This window comes from Vibrio sp. R15-SG3-ISO1A (assembly GCF_059833955.1).
In genome coordinates this window covers 20021-38241 of record NZ_JCBDGH010000088.1, presented here as the reverse complement: position 1 = coordinate 38241, position 18221 = coordinate 20021, and the positions used below count along the sequence as shown (strand labels likewise).

The following is an 18221-nucleotide window of genomic DNA, read 5'->3' as shown; positions in this document are numbered from 1 at the left end:
GATGGGTAAACACTAGCATAAGCTTTTTTTGAAGGTATCACATGAATTTTCGCCAATCGAAAATCACAGATCTCAGTGCGTTAAATCAGTTGGAAAAGTCACTTTTCTCCAGTGATAGGATCTCACCACGGCAGATGAAAAGGTTCATCCAATCTGAACATTCTTCTTTGTTCGTAGCACAGTGCGATGAGCAGGTGGTTGGCTATGCATTAGTTTTGTTTCACCAAGGAACACAACTGTCGAGACTCTATTCCATCGCGGTGATGCCGCAGTACCGGGGACGAAATATTGCACAATCGTTGATCGAAATGTGTGAGCGCGCTGCCGTCGAAAAAGGCTTCACAACAATACGACTAGAAGTGCGCGAAGACAATATAGGCGCGATAAATTTATACAAGAAATTGGGCTATAAAACCCTCAAGCTGCTGATCCATTATTACGACGATTTGTGTGATGGGCTAAAAATGCAAAAACGCTTAAGTCATTACGGACCTAAGACCTTGTTAAATATGCCTCTTTATGTGCAAACCACGCCATTTACTTGTGGCGCGGCGTCGCTGCTAATGGCTTTTGCTCATTTCGATAAATCACAACCTCTGACACGCAGTGCCGAGTTGCAATTGTGGCGCGAGGCGACGACGATTTTCATGGCGTCAGGCCACGGTGGATGCAGTGGTCATGGATTGGCACTGGCAGCGGCACGACGCGGGTATCATGTCGAGCTGTGGAGCCAATCCCAATCGACGCCATTTATCGACAGTGTGCGGGATGACAACAAGAAGCAAGTGATTGAAATTGTTCATCAGGATTTTTGCCAACAGTTGGCGGAGCAGGACGTGGACATCATCGACTCTCCACCATCACAGAGTCAGTTGGAGCGCTGGGTGGAAGAAGGGGCCAGCATTTTGCTGTTAATCAGCACCTATCGTTTTAATGGCAGCAAAGAACCGCACTGGGTGGTACTGAGCGGGATGAGCGAGCAGTTCTTTTTCATTCATGATCCGCACGCAGAATCTGAGCTAGATGCCGTTGGCTCGGCGCACGTGACGGTCAGCAAAGCGGCGCTGTCGCAGATCATCGGTTTTGGCAAGCAGCGTCATACCGCTTGTGTGGTGATTCGCCCCGCACACTCTGGCTCCAGCGCAGTGGCGTCACAGAGCTAGTTGACCGAATAACGCTTAGATTGGGTCGCGTCAGCGTCAGGTTGTTCGGTTTTGCTATCGGTTTTACTATCGTCTTGGCTATCCAGGCTCTGCCATTTCAGCGCGCCATTGCTCTCAAAGTCGTTGGCTTTCGAGCAGCGCAGCAGGTGATCTTTGACTTCAATCACGGCGCCCAATGAGTAGGCTTGGTCTTGGTAGTAGCAGACGCGCTCCGCAAGGCGCGAAGCGTTGACGCCGACAACCGGTTTACCCGGCGTTGTGATGACGGTTGCCAACGCAGGATAAGTCATGCCGAGAGCCAACAGCAGACTTAGAATTTGAGTGCACAATCGCATCGCTGCGCTCCTTTTACTCTTTGGTTGGTGATGAACTCAGGGGATGCGGTGGCTTTAAACACCATCAAATTTGCGTTGATAACGCGCCAGCATACTTTCGTTGCCCAGCAATCCCCCTTGATGCACATAGAGAATAGTCTTTTGCAGGTGATTTGGGTACCAGCTGAGCAGGCAGCGCCACATCACGGGATCGTAAAGCAGATCAAACTCAACATCGGTGTCGGCCAGCAGCTGCTGCCACATCCGATAGTCCGCTTGATACAACTTGCCAAAGTGATGCTTTTGTTCGAGTTCAAGAACGGTGGGAAAGACCTCTTCACCTAACGCTCGCCACTGCGCTTCGAGGTAGGCTCTCCCGCCCACACACGGACAAGTCAGCACCTCAATGCCGTGCGGTCTGAGTGCTTTTTGCAGATAGAGCGACGTGGTACCGGTCCCGGAAGGTAAGGCGACAACAAACTCGTGCTCGGGATGATAGCGAGTCCAAGAGAGAATTTCTCGCGCCAGTCCTGCCACGCCGGGCTCTGCCAGGGTAGAGCGGCCGCCTTCGGGGATCACCAAGCAGGTATCATCAGGTTGGCGGATTTGCTCGATGTAGCGCGTGGGTTCTAGCCCTGAATCGCCGACAGCGATGATTTGCCCACCGAGCTCCAACACGCCCCGATAATTGCCCAGCGGCTGCTGCTCTAGCCATGCGGGGATACGATCGACATAAAACTCAAACGCCCAGCCCTTTATTGCAGCAAGCGCGGCAAGCGAGTAGGCAGAGTTCGCCTGTGCGCTGCCATAGCCAATCAAGGTTTTCACCTTTGGCCACTCGCTGCTCAGCACTGACATCAGTTTGCGTGCCTTGTTACCAGAGAAGTGGCTGTGCAGTTGATCGTCTCGCTTGAGAAAAAAGGGGATCGAAGCCACTTGATGTTGCGTGACGGGCGTATCGCTGAGTTTCATGGTCTAACGTGCAGGGTGTCAAAAAGAGGCGTAGTGTATAAAACTAGCACTAAAAAGTCTTGCTGAGCGGTTGGAGCGAAAAAGAAAAAAAAAGCCCAGAGTAAAAGGTCTCTGGGCGGATACATAAAACATAGGAGTTAATAAGAAAAAGCAGCATATGAGTAGGTTCAGAAAGGAAACAAGTTTGACGGCCTGTAAACTTCGAATGCTCTGCTCACTACACCTATTCAGACCGGGGACGGCGCAAACAGTTCAATAAATTTCTTCTCTTTTTTCTTCTTTGCACACTTTTTTGTTCGCAATGAAAAATCTCTCTTACGTTTCAATGAATTACTTTCACACTTTTTTATCTGGTCAGACCAAAGCGCAAAAATGTGATGTTAATTGGTTGTTAGTTAAATGTTTCGGATGTATATTTCAAACAGTTGTTTAATACGAGTGCTTTAAAATGTCGGCGAGAAATAAGACGAAAGAGAAAATCCTAGATGTAGCGGAAGCGTTGTTTGCTGAGCATGGTTTTAATGACACGTCTCTTCGCACCATTACCAGTAAAGCTGGAGTGAATCTCGCGTCAGTCAACTATCACTTTGGCGATAAGAAAACCTTAGTACGTGCAGTGCTAAACCGTTATCTCGAAGCTTTTATGCCCTCAGTGCAAGATGCGCTAATAAACTTAAATCTCAATGATACGTATGAAATGTCAGACGTGTTTGAGTCACTGCGTACGCCGCTGAGAAATTTAAACGATGTGAGACCGAACGGTACCAGCCGCTTTATGTTGCTGATTGGGCGTGGTTATACCGATGTGCAAGGTCACTTGCGTTGGTTCATCACCACACGTTACCAAGAGACGTTGTCACTGTTTACGCAATCGGTGATGAAGGCCAACCCTGAGTTGACTCAAGAAGCGCTGTTCTGGCGTTTGCATTTTACCCTCGGCACGTGCGTATTCACTATGGCTTCGAGTCAAGCGCTGCTGGAAATCGCTGAAAATGATTACGGCAAAGCGATGGATGCTAAGTCCGTCGTTGACCAACTGATTCCTTATTTGGCTGCGGGCGTCGCGGCCAAATAAGTCGAGTAATAGTTAAGATTTTTAACACCAACAAAGCATTTATAACACTAACAATAAGTTCAACACCCTAACGCGAACAAAAGGATCGGATTATGTGCTCTCTAAGAAGAAAATGGGTCAGTGACCCAGCTTTCAAAATGTTCAAAAAAGTACTACCGCCGCTATCAAGCACAGAGAAAGAAGCCATGGAAGCGGGCAGCGTATGGTGGGACGGAGAGTTGTTCTCAGGCCGTCCTGATTTTCGTAAGTTGCATCAATATCCTGCACCAACGCTAACAGCGGAAGAGCAAGCCTTTATGGACAATGAGCTCGAAACCTTGTTGGCGATGCTCAATGACCACAAGATCGTCAAAGAAGATCGCGATCTGCCAAAAGAAGTGTGGGATTACCTGCGCAATGAGCGCTTTTTCTCGCTGATCATTTCGAAAGAGTATGGCGGCCGTGAATTCTCTGCATTGGCAAACTCAACCATCGTTTCGCGCATCGCCACTCGCAGTATCAGTACGGCGGTATCGGTTATGGTGCCAAACTCGTTAGGTCCGGGTGAGCTGTTGTCCCACTATGGTACGCAAGAGCAAAAAGATTACTGGCTGCCACGTCTTGCCGATGGTACCGACATTCCGTGTTTTGCGCTAACTGGCCCGGAAGCGGGTTCAGATGCCGGTGGCATTCCCGATGATGGCGTCGTCTGTTACGGCGAGCATGAAGGGAAAGAGGTGCTGGGTATTCGCCTCAACTGGAACAAGCGCTACATCACTCTCGCGCCCGTTGCGACGGTACTTGGCCTTGCGTTTAAAATGTATGACCCAGACGGCCTGCTAGGCGATGAAAAAGAGCTCGGCATTACCTGTGCGTTGATCCCGGCGGATCACAAAGGGGTGGAAATCGGTGAGCGTCACGACCCGCTAGGTTTGGCGTTTATGAACGGTCCAACGCGCGGTAAAGATGTCTTTATTCCTATGGATTGGCTCATTGGTGGCCAAGACTACGCCGGTAAAGGTTGGCGCATGCTGGTGGAATGTTTGTCAGCAGGTCGCGGTATCTCGTTGCCAGCTCTTGGCACTGCGATTGGCCATCTGACATCACGCACTACGGGTGCGTATTCCTACGTGCGTAAGCAGTTTGGTATGTCGATCGGTAAGTTCGAAGGGGTTGCAGAAGCACTGGGGCGCATCGGTGGTTTGACGTACTTGCTTGAAGCGAGCCGCACACTCACCACGACCTCGTTAGATCTGAAAGAGAAACCGGGCATTGTGACGGCGATTGCCAAATACCACATGACGGAAATGGCCCGCACTATTTTGAATGATTCGATGGACATTCACTCAGGCCGCGCTATTCAAGATGGCCCGATGAACTACCTTGCTACGCACTATCTCGGTGTGCCGGTCGCTATTACCGTGGAAGGTGCGAATATTTTGACCCGTAACCTGATGATCTTTGGTCAAGGGGCGACACGTTGTCATCCATACGTACTGAAAGAAATGGAAGCGGCCGCCAACCCGGATGAAAAAGAGGGTGCGAAGCAATTTGATGATTTACTGTTCAAACACATCAAACACGCAATGGGCAATACCTTCGGTGCGTTTGGCGCGGCGCTGACCGGCTCTCGCTTTATCAAAGCCGATATGAGCGGGCCAACGCAGCAATACTATAAAGAGATGACGCGTCTCAGCCGCGCGTTGGCGGTCAGTGCGGACATCGCAATGGCGACACTGGGCGGCGATCTAAAACGTAAAGAGATGATCTCGGCACGTTTAGGGGATGTACTGGCGTATCTATACATGGCGTCTGCGGCACTGAAAAAGTACGAAGATGAAGGTCGCCAGCAGCAAGATCTCGATTACGTACACTACGCCGTGCAGCACTGTTTGTATCACGCGGCGCAGTCATTGCAGCAAGCCTTTACCAACTACCCACAAAAAGCGGTTGGGCGTTTGCTGAAAGTGATCATCTTCCCGCTGGGCAATCGCTACACCAAGCCAAGTGATCAGCTTACTGTGAAACTGGCAGAAAGTCTGATGACACCAGGCGCGCATCGTGATCGCCTCACTCACCTTTGCTACATTGGCAAAGATGCGGATGACAGTGTCGGCTTGATGGAAAACGCGTTCCTTGCCATGTATGGGGTGAAGAGCTTAGAGCGCAAACTGATGCGCGCGGCTAAAGATGGTGTAGTCGCTCGTAAAGGGCTACTGACCGAGCGATTAGCGCAAGCCTTAGACGCTGGCGTGTTGACTCAAGCTGAAGTGGATAAAATCTTGGCCGCGGATAAATTGCGTTACCGCGCCATTCAAGTGGACCACTTTAGCCACGATTTCAGTGAGACTCGTACCCATCAAGAGGGCGCGAAGCCAAAGCTCGATAGCGTGGCGTAATAAAACACGTCACCGCTCTTACTACCTTAGAGGCACCGTCATGGTGCCTCTGCTGTTTCTGCTTCGAAAAGTGCTTTGGATACCACAGAGAGAAGCGACAGGAAGTGATCCAACCACTTGCCTTTTCACGACATTTTTACAGAAATTAGATGCGATCTGGCGTTGAACCTTTTATCCTAGCCGGGTTTTGTTAAGGAAGTTGAATATGATCATCAAACCTAGAATTCGTGGATTTATCTGTACAACAACGCACCCAGTGGGTTGTGAAGCTAACGTAAAAGAACAAATTGCTTACACTAAGGCGCAAGGCCCAATTAAGAACGCACCTAAGCGTGTATTGGTTGTGGGCGCATCGAGTGGCTACGGTCTATCTTCTCGTATCGCAGCGGCATTTGGTGGTGGCGCTTCAACCATCGGTGTGTTCTTCGAGAAAGAAGGCACAGAGAAAAAGCCGGGCACAGCCGGTTTCTACAATTCTGTCGCTTTTGAAAAACTCGCCCGTGAAGAGGGTCTTTACGCAAAAAGCTTGAACGGTGACGCGTTTTCAAACGAAGCAAAAGAAAAAACCATTGAGCTGATCAAACAAGATCTGGGTCAGATCGATATGGTGGTGTACTCACTGGCTTCTCCAGTGCGTAAAATGCCAGAGACGGGTGAAGTAATTCGTTCTTCTCTCAAACCAATCGGCGAAACCTACACATCGACAGCGGTGGATACCAACAAAGATGTGATCATCGAAGCGAGCGTTGAGCCTGCGACTGAAGAAGAGATCAAAGACACCGTCACCGTAATGGGTGGCGAAGATTGGGAATTGTGGATCAATGCCCTCTCTGAAGCTGGCGTGTTGGCTGATGGCTGCAAAACCGTCGCGTACAGCTACATTGGCACTGAGCTGACGTGGCCGATCTACTGGGACGGTGCGCTAGGTAAAGCGAAGATGGACTTAGACCGCGCCGCCGCAGCACTGAACGAGAAACTTTCTTCAACCGGTGGCAGCGCGAATGTCGCAGTATTGAAATCGGTTGTGACTCAAGCGAGTTCTGCGATTCCTGTTATGCCGCTTTATATCGCTATGGTCTTTAAGAAGATGCGTGAGGAAGGCGTTCACGAAGGGTGTATGGAACAAATCTACCGCATGTTCAGTCAGCGTCTCTACAAAGAAGATGGCAGCGCAGCAGAAGTGGATGAGAAGAACCGCCTGCGTTTAGACGACTGGGAGTTGCGCGACGACATCCAACAACACTGCCGTGACCTATGGCCACAAATCACCTCTGAAAACCTAAAAGAGCTGACGGATTACGTCGAGTATAAAGAAGAGTTCTTGAAACTGTTTGGTTTTGGTGTTGAAGGCGTCGATTACGACGCAGATGTTAACCCAGACTACAAAGCCGACTTTATCGCTATCTAACGGCTATTTATCGTAACGTCACTACTCAATATGTGGTGTTAGAGACAAAAAATCCGGAGTTGATGCTCCGGATTTTTTTCACTGCGCTATTTTCAATCGACGGCTTTGGAACGTCGGCTTTCCCTGCTCTTTATCCTAGTCAGTCCGCTTACTTAAACGTCGACCAAATAGGCGCGTGGTCAGACGGCTTTTCAATGCCGCGCAGCTCGTAATCAATATCCGACTCGACGCATTTTTGCGCCAAACTTGGCGTAGCAAGAATCACATCAATACGTAGACCACGGTTATCATCGAAACCGCGAGAGCGATAATCAAACCATGAAAAACGATCGTCGACACTTGGATGAACCTGACGGAACGTATCGACCAAGCCCCAATTCATCAAGGTGCTAAGCCACTCGCGCTCCTCAGGTTGGAACGAACATTTGCCCGTTTTTAACCAACGTTTGCGGTTGGGTTCGCCAATACCAATATCGCTGTCCAATGGGCTGATGTTGATGTCACCCATCACAATCAATTGCTCGTCGCTGCTGTGATACTCGTTCAAGTAGGTCATTAAATCTTGATAAAACTGACGCTTATACGGGTACTTGGTTTCGTGGTGGATGTTGTCACCTTGAGGGAAGTAACCATTGAGGACGGTCACTTTCTCTCCCGCGTCGTCTTCAAACGTCGCCATGATCATGCGTTTTTGATGATCATCATTGTCGGTAGGAAAGCCTTTTTGCACGTGAATCGGCGCTTTCTTACACAGCATGGCCACACCGTAGTGCGCTTTTTGACCGTGAAAGTACACGTGATAGCCCATCGCTTCCACATCCTCGAGTGGGAAAGCTTCATCATGCACCTTGATTTCTTGAAGACCAATCACGTCAGGTTGATGCTTATCAATAATGGCTTGCAGTTGATGAAGGCGGGCGCGAAGGCCGTTGATATTAAAAGAGATGACTTTCATTGATAATCCTTGCTTGAATAGGTCTCGTTTTTGCAGTCTAAATCCACTGGTTTTGAATAGTAACACTTCCACTTTTGGCTGACTAATGCCGAGCGTTTAGCATCTTACTCTGAGCGATAGTAACAAATTCTTAAACTTTTGATTGATAATCAAGTTCAATATGCTGTAATGATTGAACAAAACTATCAACAAGTTTGCTTATAAGGATGTATTATGCGAACGCTTTCGGTTCAATGGAAGATCACGCTTTTCGCTGGCTGCTGTCTCCTCATTACGTCACTCTCTCTAATTGGCTTCTCGGTCTACAACGCTTTATCCAATCAACAATTGATCAAAGCGCAAAGCGCGGAATCGGTGATCGATAAATCCGAGCAGTTGCTACAAACGCGCGCTCTGCTCAGCGGTACTGAGGTGGCGGAGTATCTCAATGAAGCGCTCTACCGCGCTGAAATGTTGGCCTCCAGCGCCATGTTCTTAAAACGCAATACCGAAGAAAATTTTGGTGACAGTGAGGAGCTGCGTACCGCATTGGATGAAATGGTCCGTCGTTCGGTGATGGACTTTGAATCGATTCAAGGGGCGTATTTGGTCTTTAGACCGGACATGCTCGACAATGAAGACAGCAATTACGTTGATGCTGAGTATGTCGGTTCAAATGAAGTGGGCCGTTTTGCGCCTTACTGGATCACCGCGCAAAATGGTGAAAACGTGGTGAACAGCGTGCTCAGTGAAGCCCTGCTGTTAGACCCAAGTAATCGTGAGCGCTTTGAGTGCCCATTGACCACAGCACAAGCGTGTGTGACTACGCCACGTTTGATTACTCAAGAGGAGGAAACATTTTTAACCTCCTCGATTTCGGTGCCAATTATGCTCGATGGCACCAGCATTGGTTTCTTCGGAATTGATTTGCGTCTCGACGCCTTGAAAGAGGTGGTGACCGATGCGGATAGCAAACTCTTTTCGGGCGACGGCAGCGTCAATATTGTTAGCTTTGATGGCTCTTTGATCGCCAGTGACGCGCCTGACGCGGCCATTGGCCAACCTTACCAGAGTGACATGCACAGCAGTGAAGCGCTACGAGAGTTGCTCTTGGGTCAAGAAGTGGTGACCCAGTGGAGCGAAAGCGGTGACTGGATGACGGTGTTCGCACCGATTATGGTAGCGAATCAAACCTGGGGCGTATTGTTTGATATGCCTAGAAACAGTGTGTTGGCCGATGCCGATGACCTTGACGCTACCATTACGGCGCAAGTGGAATCGAGCGTGACCACCGAACTGTTGGCGGGTTCGGTCCTGGTGTTGTTTGGTTTATTTACGATTGGTGTTATGGCTAATCGCTTGGTGAAACCCATTCGTGATGTGGTGGCGAGTTTGGATGATATCGCGTCGGGCGAAGGTGATCTTACCCAACGTATTGAGGTGAAATCGGCGGATGAAATTGGTCAGCTCGCCATGGGTTTCAACTCGTTTTTGGAAAAGCTGCAACACATTATTCGTGATGTGATTGATACCACGATGCAGGTAGGGACCACAACCGAACAATCGAAAGTGGCCGCCCAAGGCACGAGACGCAGCAGCGATGCCCAGTTTAAAGAGGTCGACTTAGTCGCGACGGCGTCTGAAGAGATGACGCAAACCGCAGGCCTTGTGGTGCAAAACGCGGAAATTGCAGTGCAAGAGGCGGATAAAGCGCATCAGGCGGCAACCGTCGGTCAACAAGTGATTGAAAAATCGCAACATGAAATGGAACATCTGGTCGAACGTATGACCGCAGCAGTGCCCGTAGTGGAAGAGCTGGCGAAGAACAACGCCAACATTACGGAAATTTTGACCGTGATTGAGGGCATTTCGGAGCAAACCAACCTGTTGGCGCTCAACGCTGCGATTGAAGCGGCGCGCGCGGGTGATCAAGGTCGTGGCTTTGCCGTGGTGGCCGATGAGGTCCGTAATCTCGCCAGCCGCACTCAAGACTCAGTCGGCGAAATCCGTAAAGTGATCGAAAGTGTGCAGAAGGGCACGCAGGATGTGGTGTCTGCGATTCAAGAGGGCAATGAGCTCGCCAATCACTCTGCCAGCCAGGTTGAACAGGCGGTACAAGAGCTTAATCACATCTTTGGCGCGATCGCTTCCATCAACGATATGAACAACCAGATTGTCAAAGCGGCAGAAGAGCAGCAGTCGGTGTCAGGCGAAGTGAATCAAAGTGTCGCTAATATCCGCGATCTGAGTGCACAAATTTTGTCTCAAGCGGAAGAGTCAGAAACGGTCAGCGGCCAGATCAGTGAGCTGTCGAAAAATCAGCAGCAATTGGTCAATCAATTTAAGGTGTAGCCTCAAAGGACATACACCTCTTATTGAGAAAACGCGCTTGGTGAATCCCCATCCCCGAGCGCGTTTTTGTTTTATCCAGCGATGAGTAGTTAAGCAAGACAGCAAGTCTTTGAAGTCAGGGCGTTGACCTTATTGTGCCAACTTTCGCTCTAAATCGCTTTTTACGATGTCGATCGCGGCTAAAGCAGTGTGAGGATCGATCGCGTTGCTCTCCAATAAGTAGATCAAATCTACTGCCAGTTTGATCTCTTCGGGGGCGTTTTCAAGCGCGCTGTTTGCTGCCGCTGACTGTTCTTGGCTAGACATTACTGGTTTCTCTCTCGATAGGTGATTTGATTTTCGATTTTCAACTTAGACTCTTGGCACCTTTTTAGACGCTGCTCGGTGGCCAGTAAAGCTTGCTGCGCTTGTGCTTGGGCAAACGATGAGGCGTTTTGCAGTGCACGCTCTTTATCTCTCACCATCTCTTTTAAGCGACGTTCCCACTCTTGATGCTGCGCCAGTTGTTGGTAGAGCTCGTTGATGGGCTTTCTATAATAGCTTTTGTGCTTAGGTTCGTTTTTACGGATTGAGGTGGTGGCCAATTCGCGCTCAATGGCACTGATTTGCGACAGTAAACGCTCGCCGAGGTATTCTGCTCGGTGCGTGGTCAATTTGCCCGCTTGTTCTTCGCGCAAAATAGATGTCAATGTGGCTTGTGTTTCTGTCACGCAGGGGACAAGCAGTTTGGCTCGGCAAGAAAACAGCCGTTCATCAAACAGCGGCAAATGGTGCTCACCACGTTGGCGATCAAGCCCCGCCGCTTGCAGGGCTAGGCTCTCTAAGGTTTGTTTTAGCGAATCGAATCTATTCATAGCGTTCTACTTGTCGCTTCCTATGCAAGTTACGCGCAGTGATTGCGTTAATCAGTGTTTTCGTCAAGTAATGCTTTCGTTGAGCAATGATTGCGTTAACTAGGGATAAACCACGCATCAAACGCCAGTTTGACGGCGAGCACACTGACGACGGTAACAAAGACTGGGCGTATAAACGTTGCGCCAAATCGTATGGCGGAATGAGCGCCAACGAACGCGCCGGCCATCAAACAGACACCCATCGTCAGGCCTAGTACCCAATCGATGTGACCCAAAATGGCAAACGTAATCAATGACGTAAAGTTGCTGGTAAAGTTCATCGCCTTGGCCAAACCTGAAGCCAACAAAATATTGAGGCGATAGAGCGCCATTGAACTCACGGTCCAAAACGCACCGGTACCTGGGCCGGCAACGCCATCATAAAAGCCTAGAATCAAACCTTGGCCCATCTGCTTTTTATGCAGTACAGGACAAGGTGGCGGCGATTCATTGATGTTTGCATTCGGCGTTTTATGCCAAACAGTATAGACAGCCGCCGCCAGAATAATCAGCGGTAAGATTTTTTCAAGCCACTCGGTTGAGATGAAATCAACAAACAAGGTGCCCAAGATTGCCCCTGCTAGGGTGGCAAAGAAGGCTCTTAGCCAACATTCAGGTTTAAACAGGCGCTTTCGGTAGTAAGTAAACGCGGCGGTTGAGGATGCGAAGGTCGCCGCCAACTTATTTGTACCGAGCGCAATGTGCGGCGGTAGGCCGAGTGACAGCAGGGCAGGCACCGTTAACATGCCACCACCACCGGCGACGGCATCAATAAATCCAGCAACAAAAGCAACCAGTGCCAACACCAACAACATGGTTGGCTCAAAAAGTTCCATAATGTGTATTCTTCTTTATATGCTTGAAGCGCTTGTAAGTTATGGGTGTTAATCGCACCACTATTTAATGGTGCGTTTAAATGGCGGAAGTGAGTCCAACAGCGCACTCCCGTAACGTTTGGTGACCAGTCTGCGATCAAGGATGACGACTCTACCAGAATCGCGCTCTTTACGCAGCAAGCGACCGACAGACTGAATCAGCTTTTTACTCGCTTCGGGTACCGAGATCTGCATAAACGGATTTCCGCCTTTGCGCTCGATGTATTCTGCATGTGAGCGCTCCACGGGGGAGGTTGGCACCGCAAACGGAATCTTGGTGATCACCAGGTTGGTCAGCAAGTCGCCCGGTAAATCCAGCCCTTCTGAGAAGCTGCCAGTGCCAAACAGAATGCTCGTCTTGCCACACTGCACAAGGGTTTTATGTTTTTTTAGAATTTCAGAGCGTGATTCTTGACCATGAATTTGCAGCGCCCAACCCTTTTTAACAAATTCGCTACTCAGCGCTTCTGCGACTTGGTTCATTTGCCAATAGGAGGAGAATAAAACCAAATTGGCCTGTTTGTCTTCAATCCAGTTAGGCAATATCTCTATAAGATATTCAGTAAACTGTGGCGCTTGGGGTTCCATCTTCATTGCCGGTATGACCAATTCGGCTTGGTTGGCGTAATCAAACGGTGACGAGAGCGCAAGAAAGCGCACACCGTCTTCCTCTTTTTCACTTACGCCAGCTTGGCGACAGAAAAAGCTGAATGAGTTGAGCGCGCGCAGAGTCGCGGAAGTGAGTACCGCACCGACGCAGCGGCTCCAGATCTGTTGATCCAATTGCCAACCCACTTCGAGCGGTGAGACATTGACGATAATGTCGCCTTCGCGTTCCGGATGCAGGGATAACCAACGCGCTAAAGGCGCGCCTTTTTCACGCGTGGGCTCGGCCATTAAGCGCCAAACTTGGGCGAGATTGTCAAAACGCTGAATGTAAAAACCGAGCTCAGCGAGCGCGGGTTCTGCGAGTCGATTCGCAATTTCGCCGTCTTTGACGCGTTCTGAAATCAGATCCGCCACCTTAGCGAATGCCTGAGCACCTTTGACCGAATAGGTTTTCAATTCTTTGGCCTGTTCAAATAGCCAATTGGGCAGTTCGCCATGTTCAAAGCGATAATGACGGTCTTCAAATGCTTGCGTATCAAACTGTGCGGGGAGCTTCGCCAAGGTTGGAATAAGCTGCGCAATGCTGTCTTGCAACTCGTTTTTAAACCTTGCGACGCGCTTTTCATCGGCAAGGCCTGCAAATTTGGTCACACTTTGATTGAGCTTCTCTAGCCAACTGGCAGCGCCTTTACAACTGGCTGCGGCAGAGGCGTGATCGCGCGCGACGTGGGGTAAGTGGTGCGCCTCATCAAACACATAAAAGGTGTTCTCAGGCTCTGGTAGTATCACGCCACCACCGAGATCGGCATCGGCCATCACCAAGCTGTGGTTGGCAATGATCACGTCGACCTTATCAAGCTCGGCACGGGCCTTTTGAAACGGACACTGGCGATGCGCAGGTAAACTGGTGTTGCAGCTGTGCTTATCGCTGACAATCATTTGCCACAAGTGGTCGGGAATCGGCTTGGGCCAAGCGTCGCGGTCACCATTCCATTTGTTTTGTGCCAACTTGCTATGCATAAGCTCAAGCAGTTCAATCTCTTTTTTCTTTGGTTTACTTTCGAACATCGCCATCTGCCCCCCGTCTGCCCCACACGCGGCGTAGAGTTTTTCAGCGCAGCAATACCGGCCTCGGCCTTTGGCGAGGATAAAGGAGAACTCACGATCAGAGAGGCGTCTATATAAAGGCAAATCTTTATTGATGAGCTGCTCTTGCAGCGCGACGGTGGCGGTGGAGATGACCACTTTGCGATTATTGAGCAGCGCAACGGGTATTGCTGCCATCAGATAGGAGAGTGATTTGCCGATCCCGGTCCCTGCTTCTGCAACAATCATCCGATTAGATTTGTGATACTCGCCACATAATGTTTTGGCGATCTCCGCGACCAAGTAGTTTTGTGCCCGGCGAGGAACGAAGTTTTCTAACTGATGTTGGAGAGATTGATAACTGTGGCGGATAGAATTTTGTATCTTACTGGCAATCATATGGGGACCTTCGCTATGGGCGACGGATGATAGCACAGTTTGCTAAACGCTACTCAGTTCACGAAATAGAATCTCAAATGACCAAATCTAGATCTTCTTCACAAAAAAAAACTGAACCTTCAAGAACTTATAATTAATTCTAATTGTAAAATATATATCACTCCAAATAATCACAAATGGTAGGTTTATATTCTGTAATTTGCTTAGTTTTATCGATTTATTAGCGTTTAAGTCTAAGTGTTAACGGTTTTGGTAAGGCCTGTGGCGTGGCGATATTTTTATGAGCCTGGTCTAAAAAACGGCAGATTTATATGTAAATATATGATTTTAAACTAATTTATGTTTTTTTAGTTGTGTGATTTAGAACATTTGACACTTGGGGGAATCTTTTGCAATCTAAACCACGAAATTTAGTGGCGATGACATCGGACCAATAAAGAGTTTGAGTCATCTTCTAAAACATAAAGGGAACCGGATAGGGAATTCCCATTTTATAGAAAAGGCAGTGGATTATTATGAAAAAGACTCTAGTAGCTCTAGCAGTACTTGCAGCAGGTTCAGCGCAAGCTGGCATCGAAGTGTACAACCAAGACGGCGTGACTGTTAACCTTAAAGGTGACATCGAAGTTGTTTACGTAAAAGGCACAGCAAAAGATTCTGAGTTCACTCAAGAAATCCAAGACGCTGACTTCGGCTTTGACGTTCGTTACGCAGTAAACGACGAAGTAAGCTTCGGTGGTTACTGGGAATTTGACGGCGCTTCTGGTGATGTTACAGACGGCAAGTCAAGCTCAGCTGATGTGGGCGATGCTTATGTTGCTTTCTACACTCAGTCTTACGGCTCAATCAAGTTCGGTCGCACTTGTGGCGCACTAGATGACGCTGGTATCGCATCTGACTACCAATTCGGTGTGACGTCATTCTTTAGCAACGACAGTTCATTCTGTGGTGACGAGATGGTTCGTTACGATTTCGACAACGGTGCATTCTACGCAACTGTCTCTTTTGCTCAAGATGAGAAAAACGTTGACCGTATGGGCGCAGACGGCTCTTACTTCGACGGTAAACTAGGCTACCGCGTTGCTGATTTTGACTTTACTGCTTACTTTGCTCAAGCAGACCTAAGTGAGCAAACTTCTTCTGAGTGGCGTGAAACAACTCAAGATGATGTAGACGCAGGCAGCTCGAGTTCTCTTGGTGAATGGGCTAAATTTGACTCTACTAAAGCACAAACAGATGAATCTCTATACGGTCTAGAAGCACGCTTTGCTGGTGTTGAAAACCTAAACCTAGGTGTTGCTTACTACGCAGTGTCAGTTGACCCAGCAGGTGCATCAAAAGTTGATTCAAATGTTATCGCTCTAGGTGTTGATTACACTATCGAATCAGTAACTCTAGCTGCTGGCTACAGCACAATTGACTCTGACACTAAAGCAGCGGAATACGATTCTTGGTTCGTTAACGCGGGTTACGGCTTCGCTCCAAACACTACTGCTTACGTTGAAGTTGGTGGTAACGATAAAGACAACAGCGAAACAGGTGTTGCTGTAGGTGTTAAAGCAAGCTTCTAATTTTTGTTAGCTTGATTACAAATACCATAAGCCACCCTACGGGGTGGCTTTTCTATTTCTAAACCATTGATTATGGTGTCACTTTAAGCCCTCTGTCTCGAAGGAATGATTTGTGAAAATACTATCAATACTGTTAACTTGTTTGGTCTCTTCTACGGTAATCTCTGCCGAATTATCTTCCGCTAAAGGGGTGTCGGTACTCTATATTAATGGTGTGCCCGCCGAATCTAAGCTAGGTACTAACACGATAGAAGATGGATTCAATCAGATCGTGGTCCGTATGGATAAAGAAGTGGGCCGAGGTAGTGGTAATGGCGTCTTCACCTCCAAGCCGTATGTTGTGGAAATAAACGTCAGCGGTGACGAAGTCACTATTGATCACCCAACGGCAAGAAGTAAAAAAGAAGCGGAGCTAGCATTTCGTGACGATCAGCCCGAGTGGCGTATAGAACAAGATGGCCAACCGATCGAGTTCCAGCAAGAAGTGCTAAAAGGTAAAAAAGGCATGTTCCCTTACTTAGGTATGGATAAGCTTATTGCTGAGCATAACCAGCAGCGCGGAGTCTACTTCGACAAAGGTACACTCGTCGATAAACCCGTCGCCGCTGTCAGCGTAACCACTGCTACCGCTGCCGCTGTGGCTGATGTGCCTGAAGCGCCACAAGCCACTCCTCAAGTAGTTGACACCAACAACCTTGATCAACTCAAAGCTTGGTACCTAAAGTCTTCCACCGAAGAGCGCAAAGCCTTCCGCCGCTGGATGATTGATCAGGAGTAAGTTCCTAGTGTCTAGTTCCTAGTTCCTAGATTTTGGGAACTAGGATTCAGTTTGAGTTTTAAAACACGCCTCTTTCCCCAGCGCGCTCTCCACTGCCATCACCAACTTCTCAATATGCTCAGGTTCGCTGATAAACGGTGGCATCATATAGATCAGGCGTCCGAACGGGCGTATCCAGACGCCTTGCTCAACAAAATGCGCTTGGATGTTTTCCATATCCACCGCTGTCGTCGTCTCGACTACACCAATCGCGCCGAGCCAGCGCACGTCTTTGACCTTTTTATGTTTTTTTAGTCTCGGTAGCAGCGAAGCAAATTGACGTTCAATGCCCGCAACTTGTGTTTGCCATTCGCCGCTTTTTAACAACGCCATACTGGCACTCGCGACGGCGCAGGCGAGGGGGTTGCCCATAAAAGTAGGGCCGTGCATAAAGCAGCCCGCTTCGCCCGAACAGACGGTGTCAGCCACGTGGCGAGTGGTGAGCGTGGCAGACAACGTCATGTAACCGCCGGTAAGCGCTTTACCGACACAGAGGATGTCTGGCTGAACCTCGGCGTGTTCGCAGGCAAACAGCTTGCCTGTGCGGCCAAATCCGGTGGCGATTTCATCCAATATCAGTAATACGCCATAGTCGTCACACAGTTGGCGTACGCCTTTTAGAAATTCCGGGTGATAAATGCGCATGCCTCCCGCACCTTGCACTATGGGCTCAAGAATGACCGCCGCTATTTCTTGGTGATGATTGGCGAGCTTTTGACGAAAATCGTCCAGATCACTGGGTTGCCACGTTTGCCAGAAGCCCGTTTGAGGCGAGCGTGCAAAAATATGCTCAGGAAGAAAGCCTTTATACAGTGAATGCATTGAGTTGTCAGGATCGGTCACTGACATTGCCGCAAAGGTGTCGCCATGGTAGCCATCCCGAAGGGTGAGAAACTTTGAGCGCCGCTCACCTTTCGCATGCCAATATTGCAGCGCCATTTTTAGGCTGACTTCGACTGCTACCGAACCAGAATCGGCAAGAAACACCTGTTCAAGATTATCCGGTGCGAGCTCAAGCAGCCTTTGACACAAGGTGATCGCCGGTTGATGGGTTATGCCGCCAAACATCACATGAGAGAGGGTGTCAATTTGTTCATGGGCGGCGCGGTTTAACACAGGGTGATTGTAGCCGTGAATTGCCGCCCACCAAGACGACATGCCATCGACCAGCTGTTCACCGCTCTCTAATTCAAGATAGACACCCTCTGCGCTACGAACAGGATAGCAGGTCAGAGGTGTAAGAGTAGAAGTGTAAGGATGCCAGATATGGCGGCGATCAAAGGCGAGATCCATCAAAGTCCCTTAATAAATTAAAGTTCAAATATTGATCAGATGTAAACCTGCGTGTTTTTATTGTGTTGACAGTGCGTATGGT

At 49.0% G+C, this 18221-nt stretch carries 15 protein-coding genes; 7 read left to right on the top strand and 8 right to left on the bottom strand.

From position 1 onward, the window contains the following. Positions 1-41 precede the first annotated feature (41 nt). Positions 42-1163, top strand: coding sequence for a GNAT family N-acetyltransferase/peptidase C39 family protein (locus AC6R0L_RS15480; protein WP_334550833.1), 1122 nt, complete (start codon positions 42-44; stop codon positions 1161-1163). Here AC6R0L_RS15480 and AC6R0L_RS15475 read toward each other — a convergent pair. Further along, positions 1160-1498 (bottom strand): DUF1496 domain-containing protein, encoded by a 339-nt coding sequence (locus AC6R0L_RS15475; protein ID WP_500629681.1) that lies wholly within the window; start codon positions 1496-1498, stop codon positions 1160-1162. The two genes, AC6R0L_RS15480 and AC6R0L_RS15475, sit on opposite strands and share 4 nt — an antisense overlap. Before the next feature lie 54 nt (positions 1499-1552). Beyond that, positions 1553-2449, bottom strand: coding sequence for a pyridoxal-phosphate dependent enzyme (locus AC6R0L_RS15470; RefSeq protein ID WP_500629680.1), 897 nt, complete (start codon positions 2447-2449; stop codon positions 1553-1555). Between the two features lie 448 nt (positions 2450-2897). On the opposite strand from AC6R0L_RS15470, the gene psrA reads away from it, so the two are divergent. The 3 genes from psrA (at position 2898) to fabV (ending at position 7310) form a co-directional block, all read left to right on the top strand. Beyond that, on the top strand, positions 2898-3524 hold the full coding sequence (psrA, locus tag AC6R0L_RS15465) for a TetR family transcriptional repressor PsrA (RefSeq protein ID WP_334550821.1): 627 nt from the start codon (positions 2898-2900) through the stop codon (positions 3522-3524). A 92-nt stretch (positions 3525-3616) separates the two neighbouring features. Further along, complete coding sequence (locus AC6R0L_RS15460) at positions 3617-5902, top strand: acyl-CoA dehydrogenase (protein WP_500629679.1); 2286 nt, start codon at positions 3617-3619, stop codon at positions 5900-5902. Between the two features lie 205 nt (positions 5903-6107). Then, positions 6108-7310 (top strand): enoyl-ACP reductase FabV, encoded by a 1203-nt coding sequence (gene fabV / locus AC6R0L_RS15455; RefSeq protein ID WP_334550818.1) that lies wholly within the window; start codon positions 6108-6110, stop codon positions 7308-7310. A 148-nt stretch (positions 7311-7458) separates the two neighbouring features. On the opposite strand, the gene xthA is transcribed toward fabV, so the two are convergent. Beyond that, a complete protein-coding gene (gene xthA, locus AC6R0L_RS15450) occupies positions 7459-8265 on the bottom strand; it encodes an exodeoxyribonuclease III (protein ID WP_500625596.1) in 807 nt (268 codons plus the stop codon). A gap of 213 nt (positions 8266-8478) precedes the next feature. On the opposite strand from xthA, the gene AC6R0L_RS15445 reads away from it, so the two are divergent. After that, positions 8479-10596, top strand: coding sequence for a methyl-accepting chemotaxis protein (locus tag AC6R0L_RS15445; protein WP_500629678.1), 2118 nt, complete (start codon positions 8479-8481; stop codon positions 10594-10596). 129 nt (positions 10597-10725) lie between these two features. Here the strand turns inward: AC6R0L_RS15445 and rsmS are convergent, their stop codons facing one another. The 4 genes from rsmS to dinG form a co-directional block, all read right to left on the bottom strand. Then, positions 10726-10902 carry a pleiotropic regulatory protein RsmS gene (gene rsmS / locus AC6R0L_RS15440; RefSeq protein ID WP_500629677.1) on the bottom strand — a complete coding sequence of 59 codons (177 nt, stop codon included), beginning with the start codon at positions 10900-10902 and terminating at the stop codon, positions 10726-10728. Then, entirely contained in the window at positions 10902-11450 is a 549-nt protein-coding gene (locus AC6R0L_RS15435; protein WP_500629676.1) for a primosomal replication protein, read from the bottom strand. The genes rsmS and AC6R0L_RS15435 overlap by 1 nt, the downstream gene beginning before the upstream one ends. Positions 11451-11545: 95 nt before the next feature. Beyond that, positions 11546-12325 carry a sulfite exporter TauE/SafE family protein gene (locus tag AC6R0L_RS15430; RefSeq protein ID WP_500629675.1) on the bottom strand — a complete coding sequence of 260 codons (780 nt, stop codon included), beginning with the start codon at positions 12323-12325 and terminating at the stop codon, positions 11546-11548. A gap of 60 nt (positions 12326-12385) precedes the next feature. Next, positions 12386-14458, bottom strand: a complete 2073-nt coding sequence (gene dinG, locus AC6R0L_RS15425; RefSeq protein ID WP_500629674.1) for an ATP-dependent DNA helicase DinG — start codon at positions 14456-14458, stop codon at positions 12386-12388. A 515-nt stretch (positions 14459-14973) separates the two neighbouring features. Between dinG and AC6R0L_RS15420 the strand changes: the two genes are divergently transcribed. Together AC6R0L_RS15420 and AC6R0L_RS15415 are read left to right on the top strand one after the other, a co-directional pair. After that, entirely contained in the window at positions 14974-16029 is a 1056-nt protein-coding gene (locus AC6R0L_RS15420) for a porin (protein ID WP_500629673.1), read from the top strand. A 112-nt stretch (positions 16030-16141) separates the two neighbouring features. Beyond that, positions 16142-16807, top strand: a complete 666-nt coding sequence (locus AC6R0L_RS15415) for a YccT family protein (RefSeq protein WP_500629672.1) — start codon at positions 16142-16144, stop codon at positions 16805-16807. Between the two features lie 39 nt (positions 16808-16846). On the opposite strand, the gene bioA is transcribed toward AC6R0L_RS15415, so the two are convergent. Beyond that, the gene (gene bioA / locus AC6R0L_RS15410) at positions 16847-18139 is read right to left on the bottom strand and encodes an adenosylmethionine--8-amino-7-oxononanoate transaminase (RefSeq protein ID WP_500629671.1); all 1293 of its coding nucleotides are present in this window, start codon (positions 18137-18139) and stop codon (positions 16847-16849) included. Between the last annotated feature and the right edge of the window lie 82 nt (positions 18140-18221).

What these genes read in the sequence shown, in the direction of transcription:
- AC6R0L_RS15480 (WP_334550833.1), top strand. Translation starts at nt 42, where the DNA reads ATGAATTTTCGCCAATCGAAAATCACAGATCTCAGTGCGTTAAATCAG.
- AC6R0L_RS15475 (WP_500629681.1), bottom strand. Translation starts at nt 1,498, where the DNA reads ATGCGATTGTGCACTCAAATTCTAAGTCTGCTGTTGGCTCTCGGCATG.
- AC6R0L_RS15470 (WP_500629680.1), bottom strand. Translation starts at nt 2,449, where the DNA reads ATGAAACTCAGCGATACGCCCGTCACGCAACATCAAGTGGCTTCGATC.
- psrA (WP_334550821.1), top strand. Translation starts at nt 2,898, where the DNA reads ATGTCGGCGAGAAATAAGACGAAAGAGAAAATCCTAGATGTAGCGGAA.
- AC6R0L_RS15460 (WP_500629679.1), top strand. Translation starts at nt 3,617, where the DNA reads ATGTGCTCTCTAAGAAGAAAATGGGTCAGTGACCCAGCTTTCAAAATG.
- fabV (WP_334550818.1), top strand. Translation starts at nt 6,108, where the DNA reads ATGATCATCAAACCTAGAATTCGTGGATTTATCTGTACAACAACGCAC.
- xthA (WP_500625596.1), bottom strand. Translation starts at nt 8,265, where the DNA reads ATGAAAGTCATCTCTTTTAATATCAACGGCCTTCGCGCCCGCCTTCAT.
- AC6R0L_RS15445 (WP_500629678.1), top strand. Translation starts at nt 8,479, where the DNA reads ATGCGAACGCTTTCGGTTCAATGGAAGATCACGCTTTTCGCTGGCTGC.
- rsmS (WP_500629677.1), bottom strand. Translation starts at nt 10,902, where the DNA reads ATGTCTAGCCAAGAACAGTCAGCGGCAGCAAACAGCGCGCTTGAAAAC.
- AC6R0L_RS15435 (WP_500629676.1), bottom strand. Translation starts at nt 11,450, where the DNA reads ATGAATAGATTCGATTCGCTAAAACAAACCTTAGAGAGCCTAGCCCTG.
- AC6R0L_RS15430 (WP_500629675.1), bottom strand. Translation starts at nt 12,325, where the DNA reads ATGGAACTTTTTGAGCCAACCATGTTGTTGGTGTTGGCACTGGTTGCT.
- dinG (WP_500629674.1), bottom strand. Translation starts at nt 14,458, where the DNA reads ATGATTGCCAGTAAGATACAAAATTCTATCCGCCACAGTTATCAATCT.
- AC6R0L_RS15420 (WP_500629673.1), top strand. Translation starts at nt 14,974, where the DNA reads ATGAAAAAGACTCTAGTAGCTCTAGCAGTACTTGCAGCAGGTTCAGCG.
- bioA (WP_500629671.1), bottom strand. Translation starts at nt 18,139, where the DNA reads ATGGATCTCGCCTTTGATCGCCGCCATATCTGGCATCCTTACACTTCT.